Below are 15,860 nucleotides of genomic sequence, written 5' to 3'. Positions count from 1 at the left end.
CCCTAAATTGTAGTTTTTGATAAAACCAAAACCAAGCGCGCATATTTTCAACAAAATGTTCATCACGCGTATCGATATGGCTGGATAGACGTACTTTCAAAGCCATTGAAGTAGCAGAAACAACAGTAAGGTAACGGATTTGATAAGCTGTGAGGTAATAAAGAGGCAGATGGCAGTGGTATACAAAACAAAAGAGGGTAAACCAATTGGGTTACCCTCTTTTGTAATTACTATGCGGTTAACGTTTATCACTTACTATTTATTACAAGTGACTCACTAGCTTCAACCACTAACCATTACTTACAGTGCTTCAAGTACTTTCGGTACATCAGCAATTGAATCGACTACTACACTCGCTTCATCAATACCATCTTGTTTTACTTCTTTACCTGTGCGAACCAGAATGTTCGTTGGCACACCAGCAGCTTTACCCGCACGCATATCATCAGCTTTATCGCCAACCATGACCGATTGACTCATATCAATCTTTAAAAATCTCGCTGCGGTATTAAGCATACCTGGTTTAGGTTTACGGCAGTCACAATCTTGTTTGTACTCACCAATTCCTTTTTCAGGATGATGCGGACAATAATAGATACCATCAAGGTCAACACCTTTATCAGCAAAGTTCCAATCCATCCATTCAGTTAAGGTATGGAAATCATCTTCTGTGTACTTGCCGCGCGCAATGCCTGACTGGTTAGTTACAACGACAATCTTGTACCCTAGTTTTTTAAAAGCTAAGCAAGCCTCGAATACGCCTTCAATGTATTCAAAGTCATCGACTTTATGGACATAACCATGATCAACATTAATCACACCATCACGATCAAGAAATACTGCTTTAGCCACTAAACTGCTCCTAGGATATAAACTGCGCGCTATTATCACACCGTCAAGCTATTTGGGCTAGTCAAACATGCCAAGATTAACCAGATTTGCCCAATTTTGCGGTTTTCCGTTACTAGGTCTGCATTTTTATTTGATGTTTCGCTTTATAAAAAGATCACAAAAAGTTAATCTTGCTCGGATATGTAGTGCCAGATAAATATAAGAGTCGATGAGTACAATAGCCCCTATTATGCACAAAACCCGCACCCAACTCGTTGTTGAGGCGCTCAGAGAGCGAATTTTGTCGGGGGAAATTAAAGGTGGCGAGCCTCTACGACAGTCAGCGATTGCAACCCAGCTTAACGTTAGCCGCATCCCAGTTAGAGAAGCCTTAGTGCAGCTCGAAGCGGAGGGCTTAGTTAACTTTGAGCCTCACAAGGGAGCAACCGCAACATCACTTTCTGTTGAGCAAGTGACTGAACTCTTTGAACTGCGCGCATTAATCGAAGCAGATTTACTCGCTAGAGCGATACCTAACCTAACGGCTAAAGATATCGCCCATGCAGAGGGTGTGTTAAACCAATTAGAATCAGCATTTAAACAACCCAATGCCGTTGCCAGCTGGAGTGAGCTAAATACTCAATTTCACACGCAACTTTATCAGGCGGCAAATAGACCGCACACGCTAGAGGTTGTTCATGGCTTAAACACAAACTGCGACCGCTACATACGCTTACAACTGTTATTAACTGGTGGAATTCCCACTGCTGAGCGCGAGCATCGAACGCTACTAACGCTATGCCAGCAAATGGATGTGGAAGCAGCAACCCAGTTATTACGCGAACATATATTAGGTGCGGCCACCGCCATTAAAGCCTTGGTAAAACAACAGTTAGATAACTAACTCCATCGCTATTAGCCGCAATTAGAATTTAATTTTAGATTTGTGAGAACCACTATGCAGTACGCACATATTACAGGCTGGGGAAAATGTGTACCACCAGCAACCTTAACGAACCATGATCTATCTACCTTCATGGACACGTCTGATGAATGGATTAAGCCGCGTACCGGTATTAGTAAGCGCCATATTAGCCATGTGAACACATCAGAGCTAGCCACAGTTGCAGCTAAACGAGCGCTAGACTGCGCGGGTATTGAAGGTAAAGACTTAGATCTTATCATTTTGGCAACGGCCAGCCCTGACACGCTAATTCCAAATATTGCATCAACCGTTCAAGCTGAAGTGGGTGCAACATGTGGTGCATTTGATATCAACGCAGCATGTAGTGGCTTCCTTTATGGCCTTGGTTTGGGCAACTCAATGATCCAAAGTGGTCAATACAAGCGCGTACTTGTAGTCGGTGCTGAGCGACTGTCTTTCTACCTAGACTGGTCTCGCCGTGAAACCGCAGTGTTATTTGGTGATGGTGCGGGCGCAGTTGTACTGGAAGCATCTGAGCAGCAAGGTGGCATCATGGGTTACGAGCTAAATAACGACCCTGCTGGTCGCGACATTTTAGCATCGGGCTTTGGTACACAAATGGATCGATTTGAAGCTGACTCGCTGGACTTTTACATCAACTTAAACGGCCAGGAAGTGTTTAAGCGCGCGATTCACGGCATGGGCACACTGAGTAAGAAGGTGCTAGAAAAGTGTGAGCTAACTAAAGAAGACGTGGATTTAGTTATCCCGCACCAAGCAAACGAGCGCATTATCGATACCTTAATCAGCCGCATGAAAATCGATAAAGAAAAAGCCTTCGTCAATATTGCAGAATACGGTAACACATCTGCGGCAACTATCCCGATTGCGATTTGTGATGCACTAGATCAAGGCCGTATTCAGCCAGGACAAACGATACTATCTTGCGCATTTGGTGCTGGTTTAACTTCTGCGGCCGTTTTACTCAAATGGGGCGAGCGTACAACGCCGATTAAACAGTCAGATGCTGAGCTGCCTGAATGCACTCAAGGAGCGCTAGAAATCATCAAGCCAGCTGTTGACTACTTCTTAGGCCGTGAACAAAATAACGCTAAGTAACGATAGCAAAAATTGAATTTAAGCCTAAAACGCCCATAGCAACACTATGGGCGTTTTTATATGTGCCAACTACCGATGCAGCGAAGAATGTAACAGCAAACTATCGATATAGCTGAGCCAGCTCCACTAGCTTGGTCGTCTCGCTATCTCCCATTGCATTTAATTGAGCAATTAACAGCTCGGCGCATGCCAAAGCATCAACCAAAGCATCGTGAGCACTGTAAACGGGGAGCTGATATCGCTCACGACTCGCACCCAAACGTAAACAACCCTCTTTTATTACTTCATGCTGTTTAAGCCAGCGTTGCTTCTCAATTTGTAAGGTATCAATAGCCACAAAAGCAAGGTTTACCCCAAACTGCTGCGATATTTTTGCCTGTAGAAACTGAACATCTAACTGAGCATGATGGGCTACCAATACTTTGCCGCGAGTTTGCTCAATAAACCAAAGTAAAGCTTCATTTAACGAAAGCGCAGAGGCTAGCGTGTCATCGACTACACCATGCACTGCAGCGCTGTCGCCAACACTGCCTTTGATTTCAATAAACTTTTGCCGCGCCCCAACTAAAGGGATTTGAGCTTGTTTAATCGGCACTAAACCAATGCTAACGATTTGATCATTTATCGGATCTAGCCCTGTCATTTCAAGGTCAATGGCAACTAACTCAGCCTGCGCAGCTGTATCGCCAAAACCACCTGCCATTGCCAGTTGATATTGACTCAACTCGTTCATATCTATCTTGGTTGCATAGCGGCTCAACCAAAAGCGATACCAGACACACTTAGTAATACTCACTAAAAGCTCCGAGTGAATTTAAGCTTCAACCCGGCCTGAGCATCATGGACCACTTTAAAAGCATCACGCAATTGGTGACGCATTAACGAAGATAAATGTTGCGGCTTAAGATAATTACTCAGCGGCAATTGGTGAGTCGCTTGGTAACCTTGGTTCGAAAGGCGCATGTGAGCGATAAACTCATGAGCATCGGCAAGATTGAGCGCATCTTTACGGTTAATGATTTTCTGCTCCATCAGCAAACGTATCCGCTTAGCGGTATTCACCTCCGTAATCCCCGCACTCAGCGCATAGACTCTGGCAATATCATTGATAATTGCGCTGCCTTTGTGCTTTAAATCCATCCCCTTAAGCTCGCTGCCATCACGCTCTAAAACAAACTTTCTAAAGAATCCGAGCGGCGGGTTTTCGTTAAGGGCATTATTGGTCATGCCTGCCAAAAAGATGTCATTGTCTTTGGTGGCATTTAGCACACTGATTTGCAGCTCATCAAACAAAGATTGCGGCCCATAAACTGCGCGCATATCAAAGAAAATACTGGCATGCATTAGCGCTTTGGGATCAGGGTTGTTCACCCACTTACTAAAACACTGCTGCCACTGGCTTAAACCCATACGCCACTTAGGGTTCTGCGCCATAATGTCGCCGGGGCAAAACACATAACCACAGTCATTGAGCCCTTTGCACACGGCTTTAGATAATTGCTCAAAGTAAGATGCTGCAAATTCATCAGGTTCATGAGCCAGCAATAAACCGTTATCTTGATCTGAGCAAGCCACTTGATCTTGCCTGCCCTGTGAGCCAAAGGCTAACCAACAAAATGGCATTGGCGCTTTGCCTAAAAGCGTTTGATTGATGTCAATTAAACGCCTTGTGAGCGCATCCGTTACAGAAGTGAGCACGCGGCCGATTTCTTCCGCTCGTGCATCTGCGCTCACTAAGTTTTGCAGCAATACCGGGATTTGTTTACTCACCTGAACCAATGATTCAACGCTATCTTGCTTATCTATTTCTTTGATTAACAGCAGTGGCTGTGAGCTCTGCGCGCGTAATATATCACTACTGGTGATCATGCCGACCGGCACACCCGCATCAACTATAGGTAAGTGATGAATATTGTGCTCACTCAGCGCAAGCATCGCCTCGAAAGTTAAGCTATTGGGGCCAAGGGATACTGGCTCTCGCGTCATAGCCTGGAATACCTTTAAACTGCCATCGAATCCCTGCGCCAATACCCTATTTCGTAGATCGCGATCGGTTAAAATTCCCACCAGCTTTTGATTATCGACCACTAACAGCGAGCTTACCCTTTGACTCTGCATTAACTTTGCCGCAGATTGCACTGATTCATTGCCCGAAATCGTTATAGGTGATTTGGCCATCAGTACGTTAACTTTACTTGTTGTAGTGAGGTCTTTTGCGGTAAACCTGCCTTGATGGCGCATGCGCCTGGCGTATGCTCGATTGAAAAACTGATCAAAACTGCGGTAATTTGCGCGCAAAAAATCAAAGGTTTGTTCAGAAAGGTGATACACCAAACTGTCTTCTAAAATCGCTACTTTGTTAGTGACTTCTTCACCCGTAAGCAGTGAAGGGAAACCAAAATAGTCGCCCTCGCCTAGCCTATCAATCAGTTCGCCTTGGCCGTCCCTTACCTCAAACGCGCCGCTTCTCACAATAAAAAGCTGCTTATTATCAGGCTTTAACGGCACATAACGACTTGCTTTGCCATAATAGCCAACAGTGAGTGACAAGCTCGCCTGACGCAAATCTGCCTCGGTCAAAGCGTCAAAGGGAACTAGAGATTGTAAGAACTGAACAATCGGTAGGATTTCGCTTTCATCCATCGTTTACGACCATATCCAAGTTGAATTGTCATGAATTGCCATCATTCAACTATATAAGGGCGCAGCATGGCTAGGCTATTCGACTAAAGCCTATAAGCTTTAGCACTCACGAAACTTTGAGGTGCACCCTATACGCAATAACAAAAAAGAGCTCCGAAGAGCTCTTTTTAAAATCAAACTAATTTCATCAAATTTTAGTGGTCGTGTGCTTCGCCTGCACCTTTAGGGAAACGAATAGACTCAACCATTTCAACAACATGATCAGGTACCGCTGCGGTTACTTTGCTCACCGCAAATGCGACAGCGAAGTTGATGAACATACCCAACATACCGATACCCTCAGGCGAAATACCTAAGAACCAGTTATCTGCATTGTTAGCACCTACATTCACAAACTTGAAGTAGATAATGTACGCTGCGGTAAAGGTTAGACCCACAACCATACCTGCAATCGCGCCCTCTTTATTGATAGTGCGAGAGAAGATGCCCATTACAATCGCTGGGAATAGTGACGCAGCAGCTAAACCAAATGCAATTGCAACCACTGCGGCAACAAAGCCTGGCGGATTAATACCGAAGTAACCGGCCATTACAATACCTGCCGCCGCCGCAATCCGAGCATACAACAACTCTTGCTTATCGGAGATATCTGGCATAAAGCTCTTCTTAAGTAAATCATGGGACACCGAGGTAGAGATAACTAACAGCAGACCGGCAGATGTTGATAGCGCCGCAGCTAAACCACCAGCTGCAACTAGCGCGATAACCCATGCTGGTAAATCTGCAATTTCAGGCGTCGCCAGTACCATGATGTCTCGGTCAATCTTCATCTCATTGGCATCACCGTTCGAATAGTAGATGTTGCCGTCGTTGTTTTTATCGTCCCACTTAATTAGGCCTGTTTTCTCCCAGTTTTTAATCCAATCTGGTGCAGTTTCATAAGCAACACCTGTTGATTCAGGGCCATTGATGGTTTCAATCATGTTTACACGAGAGAATGCCGCTAATGCAGGAACCGTAGTGTACATAATCGCGATGAACACAAGTGCCCAACCAGCCGATACACGTGCATCTTTAACTTTAGGTACAGTGAAGAAACGTACAATTACATGTGGCAGACCCGCAGTACCAAACATCAGAGCACCAGTAATAAAGAACACGTCAATCATGCCCTTAGAGCCTTCGGTATATTGGGAGAAGCCTAGCTCGGAGGATAATCCATCGAGCTTATCGAGCAAGTATGTGCCAGTACCATTACCGGCTGCATCAATCAATTCAGCACCAAAGCCAATTTGTGGTAATACGTGACCTGTCATCATCACTGAGATGAAAATCGCTGGCACCATGAATGCAAAGATAAGCACACAGTATTGAGCAACCTGAGTATAGGTAATACCTTTCATGCCGCCGAGCACCGCATAGAAGAACACCACAGCCATACCAATGTACACGCCAGTTTCAACTTCAACCTCTAGGAAGCGCGAGAATACCACGCCAACACCACGCATTTGGCCTGCAATATAGGTAAAACAAATGAAGATGGCACACACAACCGCTACCGTACGCGCCGCTTGTGAGTAGTAACGGTCGCCAATAAAGTCTGGCACAGTAAACTTACCAAACTTACGTAAGTACGGCGCCATACACAGTGCTAGTAATACATAGCCACCAGTCCAGCCCATAAGGTAAACCGAGCCGTCATAACCCACAAACGACACAATACCTGCTAATGAAATAAACGATGCGGCCGACATCCAGTCAGCGGCAGTTGCCATACCGTTCATCACTGGAGGCACCCCACCACCAGCAACGTAGAACTCTTTAGTAGAACCTGCGCGAGACCAAATCGCGATACCTATGTACAGCGCAAACGTTGCGCCAACAATTAGGTAGGTCAGTGTTTGAACGTCCATTGCCCTATCTCCTTAGTCTTCTTGCACGTTGTATTTTTTGTCCAATGCATTAGCTTTTGCCACATAGACAAAAATCAATGCCACGAACACATACATTGCGCCTTGCTGCGCGAACCAGAAGCCTAATTTGAATCCCATGAAGGTAATTTCATTGAGCACATCCACCAATAAAATACCGCATCCAAAAGACACTGCTGCCCATATTGCCAACAAACTAAGAACGAGACGTAGGTTCTCTTTCCAGTAGCCTGCTGCCTTATCGTTATTTTCAAAAGCCATAGCGACTCCCTTGTGCTATTTATTGTAAAGTCTTAGCAAATCTAGCAAGTCTAAAGGGAGGGACAATCAAGACCTTAGTCTAAGCTCAACTTATAATCGCCATTAAAACCCTCAATTAATAACAGCTAAATCAACAACTTAAGCCAATCTAAAACGATTTCGTCCAGATCGAGCATGCTAGACTATGGTCTAACAGTACGCAGGGCGAAAACGGAGTAAGCCTTCTGGTTGATGGGGAATCTAAGTAAAGGAAAGCATTGTGCATGTTAATAACTGTAATCTGAGCTTTATTTTGCAGTTAACTTGAGATAAGCGCCTCTAGCAGTTACAATTTTTTAACAAAGGATGACACAAAAGTTGTAGCGGCTTAATAGGACTGTGAATTGCTGACAAGCAAGAAGATAAACCAACAACATTTAACGTTTGCAATTGTTTTTGGCTTACTTGGATTCGCCATCAACAGCTACCCGATCCCATTTTTTGCTAACGTACAATTAGTATTAGGCAATACCTTTTACGTCATTTCAGCGGTGTTATTTGGCCCCTGGTATGCACTAATTACCGCTACGATTGCAGCTACAGGGTTGCTTTTAGCCTGGGACAGCCCGCACGTCTACGTTATCTTTTGTCTTGAAGCACTTTTTTTAGGTTATTGCCGTAAGCGAGACATTTACTCGTTATATGGCAGCGCAATTTATTGGGTGTTCATCGGCTCACCAATTTTTTACCTATACTCTCGAGTGTTTTTTGATATACCAAGTGAACACGTCCCCTTCACGGTGCTGAAACAAGGTATTAATGGATTAATCTACGTCAGCATTGCTTCACTGCTTATACTGTTTGTCCCAAGATTATGGAACTTCGAAGGTAAAGTTCAGGACAAAAAACGCCGCCAATTCAGCGCCCAGCTAACCTACTTTATGACGCTGATGGTGACAGTTTCACTATTGATTTCGGCAATCGTGTTCAATTACTTTTATTTAAGCCGCCAGCAAGATTTGCTGCAGAGCAAGTTGGAAAGTAATGCGTCTTACATTGGCTCTGCGACTGAAAACTACTTGAACAACCATAAACAAGTCATCGACAACGCTGCTAAGCAATTTAACTTAATGCAATCCTCAACAGAGCAGCGCCAGCAGTATTTAAATACCCTGCATCAATCTTATCCAGGCTTCATTACCATGTTAATAGCTAACCAAGATGCTCATGTTATTAACGCGTCACCTAGTTCTCGGTTTTTAAATATAAAGGGAGATATTCAGCAGATATCGATTAAAGATCGCGACTATTTTATTGAGGCTTTTTACAACCGTAAGTTGTTTATCTCTTCAGTTTTCTTAGGCAGAGGCTTAGGTAATGAGGCCATTATCGCCATCAGCGCCCCGCTATTCGATAAAGGGATACCTACTGGTATCATTGAAGGTTCGCTAGATTTGAACCATATCAGTAAAGTAGAAGATATTGCTAAAGAAGCGCGCGAGCAATCAATCATCCTACTTGATGAGCAAAACCAAATAGTCTATGCCAGCGATGAATTAGGCCTTAAACCCATCACTCAATTTCAATACAACCAAGGAAATAAGTTTTACCGTACCAGTTTAGACCTACTCAATATTCATGACATAGAATCCATTACTCCTGAGTATTTCTACGCTAAAAAGCAACTTAATAACGGCTGGACGCTATATGTTGTTGAGGAGTTCTCGCCACTACTAAAGTTAGCAGAAAGCCAAATGCTCAACAGTTTTATCATGTTATTGGTGTCACTGCTCTTCTCTTATCTGATATCAACCAAGATTAGCCGCTTGCTTAATGGTCCGCTTGATTTAGTCGCCAACCACTTTAGTAAAATGGACGCTAAACAGTTGCAAAGTTTACAACTTGACGAGTCATTTCCTCGCGAGGTCTACAACCTGTACCAAAGACTATCTGCCAGTAAGCAGCAATTGCTGTCACACCAAATGGCGTTAGAAGGCATTGTCAGTAAGCGCACTAAAGAGCTAGAAAGCGCCAACAAAAAACTAAAAGACCTAGTTGATAAAGACACATTAACTGGATTGTACAACCGCCGTTATGCCGAAAATCGATTTAATGATGTATTGGATTTCTGTTTGCGCAGTGAACAGGCCATTACTGTCGCAGTGCTAGATTTAGATTTCTTTAAAACCATTAACGACTCATACGGTCATCTGGCCGGTGATGAGTGCTTAAGACAAGTCGCTAAACTGCTAAAAACGCACTTTAAACGTGATACTGACATTATTGCTCGCTATGGCGGTGAAGAGTTTATTCTTATCTTACCTATCTCGAATGCGCTTAAAATTGAGCAACACCTCAACACCTTCCGCAAAGCCATTGAAGCCAATGAAATCGTTATGCATGAAACCGGTAAGCGCTTTAACGTGACTGCCAGTATTGGCGCGATTACCGCCAATGCCAGCTACTCGAAAGACTTAGACGACTGGATCCGCATTGCGGATAACAACCTTTATCAGGCTAAAGATGTAGGTCGCAATAAGGTGATTATTAACATCATTGATGACACCACCCTATTCGATGAGAATTCGCCAATTGAAGAAAAAGAAGTAAAACAGAAACTAGAACAACCCGAATAGTCCACTTTTACGCTATTACACTAATACAAACTATTGCTCAGCAGCAAAGGTTAATGCTCAATAAAGCCTTGCATCCGCTCTACCACATACGGATAAAACGGGTTCCATTTTTGTCTCAGCATATCCGATGGCGGCACACTGAATAATCCGCGCTCACCACTGTAAATCGCCTGCCCAATGCGGATAAACGGGTAGTCATCAGCAACATCAACGCCATACAGTGGGTCATTTGCAGGAAACGGCAGCGCTACATGAGAGAGTGAAAACACATCTTGTGGCCAAATGTAGTTAAGTGTTTTGAACTGATCGCCCTTTAACTCATGACTAACGGTTCTCGCTTGCACTTGTGCTGAGTTTACTGAGATATTTTCCACTAGCGTTACATCAAAATTCTTGTTTATATCCAAACCTAATGTCGCTAGCTCAGCAAGCGGCTCATTGGTCATTAAATTACGATTCACCAGGTTTCGATTCACATCAAACATCACGATTTGATGCTCACCCACTGGTAAATAACGGTATAAATTATTAAGAATCGCGCTGGTTGAAACCGTAGCATCGACAGCTGATTGAAAGGTTAAAATCGGCGCTATTTTTTGTTGTTGCTCAGGATTAAACTGACTAATTAACTCAAGATTGCGCTGCGCCACACCATAAACCACATCGGCCGCATTAACCGCAAACGACAAATACTTAAACGGATCGTACTCAATTTTGATGCTATTCCAGGCAAGCTTTTCTAGCCCTAGCAGTTCACCTAACCTTGCCTGCCAATAAGCACCTGCAGCAATGGTAGGCAGGCCAATAGCGGGTGACACAAACACCATACGCTCATAACTTCCCTGCTTACCTTTAGCTATTTTTTCAAGCTCATGGTTAAGCGCAAGCGCGGCGCCAGTTGAAAACCCCACCACATATAACGGCTTACCGTTGAGCTGCTGTTTTAGATCCTTGGTCACCAGAGCAACCGCTTTAGCCATATCTTGCCAGTGCAAGTCGGTTAACGCGCTAGGAATGGTGCCATGCCCAGGTAAACGCAGCGATACCACATCTGCACGGTCTATAAAATTTTCAGCCAGATGACGCATCGAATATGGCGAGTCAGACATACCGTGAATAAACAACACGCCAAATTGTGCCGATTCACTGCGCGACACAAAAGTGCGATTCCAATTAACTTGCCATTGCCTTGGATCAGCAAGCGAGTCAGTTTCAAAACGATTGATTGCGGAAGCGACGGTTGGCGAGTAGCGTTGGTAAATCTTGGTGTCGACCTCTGCAAACAGCTTATCTTCAAGCGCTAAATAATCATCAAGCGTTTCAATGCCCTTTTGACCGCGATATTGATGGGTGAGCTCAGTCTTGTGCCATAAGTCCAAATCCGCACGATTATTTAACACCCACACCAGCCCAAACAACCCTGCGACAATAATGCCAATAAGGGCATAGCACAAAGCAAATAGAATATGTTTAGTTGAACCAATAACAATCGCGCGCATGGGTTTCCTTTCTATAGCGAGTGAAGTAACCTGATTTTGTTTCAGTTTACCGATTGTAGCGATGAAATATAACCACGCCGTTAACGCTTATTTATCACTAATATTATAAGGATAGCTACTTGTGCCCCATTACCAGATAATTGGTGATATCAATGCTGAAATACTCATTTACCTGCCCAATGTGCCTATCATGCCGAGCTATGAAGATGGAGTATCAAGCGCTGAGAATAAACCCATAGCGCCTGATAACCCAAAATTTTGCCAACAGTTAATTGCTTTAAATGGTAACCATTGGCGTAAAATCCTCACCATAGCGGCGAAGCTATGCGCCCATGATGAAAGCCAGTGGCGAGATATCAAAGATAGCCTGTTCTCTAGCAGTGGAACTATTACTAAGTGTAAAAGCTGTGCCTTGATTATCTGCTGTGACAAAGAATTGCAGCCAGAGAAAACTCTACACCGACAGCAAGAGCCACAAGTGAAAGTTGATTCACTCATCAACAATCAAACCGTGTGGCATATTTTTGCAGGGCAACAAGTTCAGCAACATTTTAATCTCGATTTAGCTAAACAAATTGAAAAATCCGATGCTGACTCACCAGATAAACTGCCAAGCAAAACAGTTAACAGGCAACTATTAACGCCCTACCTGGATTACCGACAATTTCCCAATAAACTGATTACTGAAATTCGCAAGGTTATTCACGACTATGACTGAGTCATCCCAAGCTGCATCATTAGCAAGAAGACGCAGCTAGGGCATTGATTAACAAAGAATCCACCAATTGAGAAATTAACGGTACAAAAACGCCGCCCAAGATTTACTCATTGGCGGCGATTTTAATTGGCAGCTTTTACAATGTTATCTAACGACTAATCGTAAATCGTTGGAATTGGCTCGCGCTTGTGTTGAGTACGCTTGTAAATGCCAATTAGCTTGGCTTCAACGCTGTCATCCACATCTTTGCCTTCTAGGAAATCATCGATTTGATCGTAAGTCATGCCTAATGCCACTTCATCTTCAAGCTGCGGTTGATCTTCTTCCAAATCAGCCGTTGGCGCTTTAGTGACTAATACATCTGGCGCACCAAGGTAGCTTGCTAGCTGGCGAACTTGACGTTTGTTCAAACCAAAAATTGGTGCTAAATCACACGCACCATCACCGTATTTGGTGTAAAAGCCAGTAATGTTCTCAGCGCTATGATCAGTGCCCACTACTAAACCGCCAACCATACCAGCGATTTCATACTGGGCAATCATCCGCATACGCGCTTTAACGTTACCTTTAACAAAATCAACTTTACTCGCCTCAGGCAGCTCAATACCCGCGCCTGCAAGACCTGCTAATGTAGATGCATGCACGCCTTCAACGCCATCAGCAATGTTTACTGTGACTTGTTTACTTGGCTCAATGAACTGACAAGCTAGCTGGGCTTCGTCTTCATCTTTTTGCACGTGATACGGCAAACGCACCGCAATAAATTGATAAGCCTTGTCGCTTTGCTCGGCATTTAACTCGTTCACCGCTAACTGGCATAAACGCCCAGTGACTGAAGAGTCCACACCACCACTGATCCCAAGTACCAGGCTAGTGGTATGTGACTCCTTTAGCTTGGCTTTAATAAAGGCAACGCGGCGCTGCACTTCAAACTCAGGCTCAATTGCTTTGAGCACTTTCATTTCCCTTAAGATTTGTCCTTTCACGTCAGGCTCCATTACATCAAATTAAACTAGCCTGAACTTGGGATAAGGAAGTGCCAATGACTCTCTTGTTCAGAGCTAGATCTAGCACTAAGTTTCTAGCGAGATAGTTTTGTTTAGTTCAAGGCGAAGCTACGCGTCAATAGCTAGCCTATTGCAAGTAGCTTCAACACAGAAATAGACAAAAATAGCCGTTAGAAACCGATTTATTATCCCGAGTTCAGGTTAAACTAGAACCATTCTATAAAATTCAGCCATAAAAAAAACGCTAATGTGGAATTCACTAGCGTTTTTTTATCTAAAAATAGGTATTTCTAGCCAACTGATTGAAACCAAAGTCGATGTAAGCGTTTACTATCGCTCCCAGTATGACTCTTCTAGGCTGTCTTCTCGCTCGGGTAAGGCGCGAGACAAACGCGGGCTATGCTGAGCTAACACTTCGTAAGCAACGCGGTTAGCATACTTACAAATTTGCGAGAATGACGAATAGCATAATCCCTCACGCTTATGCTTGCTCGAACCAGGCACGTTTACCTTGTGGAACACGTTAGCAGATAAGTCGTGTAACAATGCTGATAAAGCTCCATCGCCCGCGCCATTGGTGTTACGGATAAGCTCTGGACCGCCCATATAAGGTGAAATATGCGCATAAACCTTAATTGGCTCATCACAATCAGCTTTTAACATCGGGCGCGAGAACTCATAACGGTTAAACTCAGGAATAGCGCCAGGCAGCAGTGGATGACTCGTTTGGCGCTTAGCGCTGTCATCAACATAACCTGCAGTGTAAAGACCAATTGGGCCAGCTGTGGTTAATACCATGTCGCACCACTCAAGCGCTGCTTCACTCGCAAGCAGTGGGTCAACTTGACCTGTTAATGCCTCACCTTCATCTTCATTCATCGCAAGAATAGTCACATGTTCTTTAATGAACTTTTGCCACCACTTAGGGTCTTCCTGAATTAAGAAGCGTGTTCCTAGGGTTAGTACCACTGGTACATCGGCTTCTTTGGCGTATTCAATTGCCTTCATTGCCGCGCTAGTCATGCCATCGCCTTCAGCGGCGCGCATTAGGTACGCAGTAAGTACTAACGCCGCACTGTTTTGTACCACATCTTTATTGATGAACTCAGGCGTTAGCTTGTCCATCGAACCTTTGCTAATGGCGAACGTACGCTCACCATCGTCAGAAATCAGCGTGAAACAACGACCAATCGGGCCATCAACAGGTTGTAGGTAGTTAAGGTCAACTTTAGATGAGGTGTTGCATAAATAACGGTATGCGTAGCTGCCAACCATAATATTTTGGCTCATTACGCCAAACAGCACCGAGCGGTCATCGGCCAAAATCGAGTAGTTATGTACCGTGTTACCAATGGTGCCACCAGCAAACTCGTCGCTGATCATATTGTTCGACTTAAGCTCGGTATATAAAGCGTGCGCTTGCTCGTCGTTAATAAGAGTAGAGTTTCCTTTTGGTAGGCCGTAACGCTCTAACAATTCCGCTTCAACTTTCGCCTCAATGTCGACCAAAGTTTGGTCAATACCACAGACATAACTTGCTTGTGCTTGAGGTTGATGAGTGAGTTGAGCTAACAGGGGATCGCGATGATTTACTGGAAAGTAATGTTTAGATTTACGCTGTCCGGGAAACTTCATATTGTACTCTCGTTGATTAGCATCCGTGCAATTTAATCTATAAACCGCCATATAGGCATAATGGCGGCAGATCTTACCTGAACACTGAAATAATTAACACTGTAACGGCTATAACTATCTGAACCTATGGTTATATATTAATCAGGGATCACATTTCGTCAATTGCTTGTTAGTTAACTTTTTTGCGCTTGTTTATAGCGCTTTACCAACACACATACCTTTGATTGTTTAGCAAAGCCATATTGTAACTATCACTCGCTGATCAATGCCGAGTCTCGTATAATAGCCGCCACTTATTTTTCATCCTTCAAACGGGCTTTACCATGGCAAAAACGGCATCTGCACTTCACATTCTAGTTAAACACAAAGTACTCGCTGAAGAGATCATGGATAAACTCAATAAAGGCGCCAAATTCGATGTGCTTGCAAAAAAGCACTCTACTTGTCCATCAGGTAAAAAAGGCGGCAGTTTAGGTGAGTTCAAAAAAGGACAAATGGTGCCAGCATTTGACAAAATTTGCTTTACTGGCGAATTGATTAAACCACACCTAGTAAAAACTAAGTTTGGCTGGCATGTGGTTAAGGTGCTGTATCGCACTTAACGGCTAAGGCTCAGTAGACATCCCTCTCACTTTATAAGTGTGATAAGGGCTCTCAACAGAGAGCCCTTTGTTAT

The 15,860-nt window shown here is 43.9% G+C and carries 13 protein-coding genes; 5 read left to right on the top strand and 8 right to left on the bottom strand.

The genetic code is table 11. The features are described from left to right. Nucleotides 1-300: 300 nt before the first annotated feature. A complete protein-coding gene (gene gmhB, locus EXU30_RS17850) occupies nt 301-852 on the bottom strand; it encodes a D-glycero-beta-D-manno-heptose 1,7-bisphosphate 7-phosphatase (protein ID WP_130602331.1) in 552 nt (183 codons plus the stop codon). Between the two features lie 208 nt (nt 853-1,060). On the opposite strand from gmhB, the gene EXU30_RS17845 reads away from it, so the two are divergent. Then, nucleotides 1,061-1,735: a GntR family transcriptional regulator gene (locus tag EXU30_RS17845; protein WP_130602329.1), complete on the top strand. Its 675-nt coding sequence runs from the start codon at nt 1,061-1,063 to the stop codon at nt 1,733-1,735. Nucleotides 1,736-1,789: 54 nt separating this feature from the next. After that, on the top strand, nt 1,790-2,875 hold the full coding sequence (locus EXU30_RS17840) for a ketoacyl-ACP synthase III (protein WP_130602327.1): 1,086 nt from the start codon (nt 1,790-1,792) through the stop codon (nt 2,873-2,875). A 100-nt stretch (nt 2,876-2,975) separates the two neighbouring features. On the opposite strand, the gene EXU30_RS17835 is transcribed toward EXU30_RS17840, so the two are convergent. The 4 genes from EXU30_RS17835 to EXU30_RS17820 all read right to left on the bottom strand — a co-directional run bounded on the left by EXU30_RS17835 (nt 2,976) and on the right by EXU30_RS17820 (nt 7,710). Beyond that, on the bottom strand, nt 2,976-3,671 hold the full coding sequence (locus EXU30_RS17835) for an exonuclease domain-containing protein (protein WP_242620258.1): 696 nt from the start codon (nt 3,669-3,671) through the stop codon (nt 2,976-2,978). Next, nucleotides 3,671-5,518 carry a DUF294 nucleotidyltransferase-like domain-containing protein gene (locus tag EXU30_RS17830; RefSeq protein ID WP_130602325.1) on the bottom strand — a complete coding sequence of 616 codons (1,848 nt, stop codon included), beginning with the start codon at nt 5,516-5,518 and terminating at the stop codon, nt 3,671-3,673. The genes EXU30_RS17835 and EXU30_RS17830 overlap by 1 nt, the downstream gene beginning before the upstream one ends. A gap of 194 nt (nt 5,519-5,712) precedes the next feature. Then, nucleotides 5,713-7,431: a sodium:solute symporter family protein gene (locus EXU30_RS17825; RefSeq protein WP_130602323.1), complete on the bottom strand. Its 1,719-nt coding sequence runs from the start codon at nt 7,429-7,431 to the stop codon at nt 5,713-5,715. Between the two features lie 12 nt (nt 7,432-7,443). Continuing rightward, on the bottom strand, nt 7,444-7,710 hold the full coding sequence (locus tag EXU30_RS17820) for a DUF4212 domain-containing protein (protein WP_130602321.1): 267 nt from the start codon (nt 7,708-7,710) through the stop codon (nt 7,444-7,446). Between the two features lie 383 nt (nt 7,711-8,093). On the opposite strand from EXU30_RS17820, the gene EXU30_RS17815 reads away from it, so the two are divergent. Then, a complete protein-coding gene (locus EXU30_RS17815) occupies nt 8,094-10,325 on the top strand; it encodes a diguanylate cyclase (protein ID WP_242620257.1) in 2,232 nt (743 codons plus the stop codon). Between the two features lie 50 nt (nt 10,326-10,375). Here EXU30_RS17815 and EXU30_RS17810 read toward each other — a convergent pair whose 3' ends face one another. After that, entirely contained in the window at nt 10,376-11,824 is a 1,449-nt protein-coding gene (locus tag EXU30_RS17810) for an alpha/beta hydrolase (protein WP_130602319.1), read from the bottom strand. Nucleotides 11,825-11,945: 121 nt separating this feature from the next. Here EXU30_RS17810 and EXU30_RS17805 point away from each other — a divergent pair, with 121 nt between their 5' ends. Beyond that, nucleotides 11,946-12,542 (top strand): DUF6942 family protein, encoded by a 597-nt coding sequence (locus EXU30_RS17805; RefSeq protein ID WP_130602317.1) that lies wholly within the window; start codon nt 11,946-11,948, stop codon nt 12,540-12,542. A gap of 155 nt (nt 12,543-12,697) precedes the next feature. On the opposite strand, the gene nadE is transcribed toward EXU30_RS17805, so the two are convergent. Beyond that, nucleotides 12,698-13,528: an ammonia-dependent NAD(+) synthetase gene (gene nadE / locus EXU30_RS17800; RefSeq protein WP_130602315.1), complete on the bottom strand. Its 831-nt coding sequence runs from the start codon at nt 13,526-13,528 to the stop codon at nt 12,698-12,700. A gap of 351 nt (nt 13,529-13,879) precedes the next feature. Further along, nucleotides 13,880-15,184, bottom strand: a complete 1,305-nt coding sequence (locus tag EXU30_RS17795) for an inosine/guanosine kinase (protein WP_130602313.1) — start codon at nt 15,182-15,184, stop codon at nt 13,880-13,882. Between the two features lie 323 nt (nt 15,185-15,507). On the opposite strand from EXU30_RS17795, the gene ppiC reads away from it, so the two are divergent. Beyond that, nucleotides 15,508-15,786, top strand: a complete 279-nt coding sequence (ppiC, locus tag EXU30_RS17790; protein WP_130602311.1) for a peptidylprolyl isomerase PpiC — start codon at nt 15,508-15,510, stop codon at nt 15,784-15,786. The last annotated feature ends 74 nt before the right edge of the window (nt 15,787-15,860 follow it).

The organism is Shewanella maritima (genome assembly GCF_004295345.1).
In the GTDB taxonomy this organism is placed as follows: Bacteria; Pseudomonadota; Gammaproteobacteria; order Enterobacterales; family Shewanellaceae; genus Shewanella; species Shewanella maritima.
Note: the sequence above shows the minus strand (reverse complement) of the source record. Positions and strands in the feature narration are given on the sequence as shown.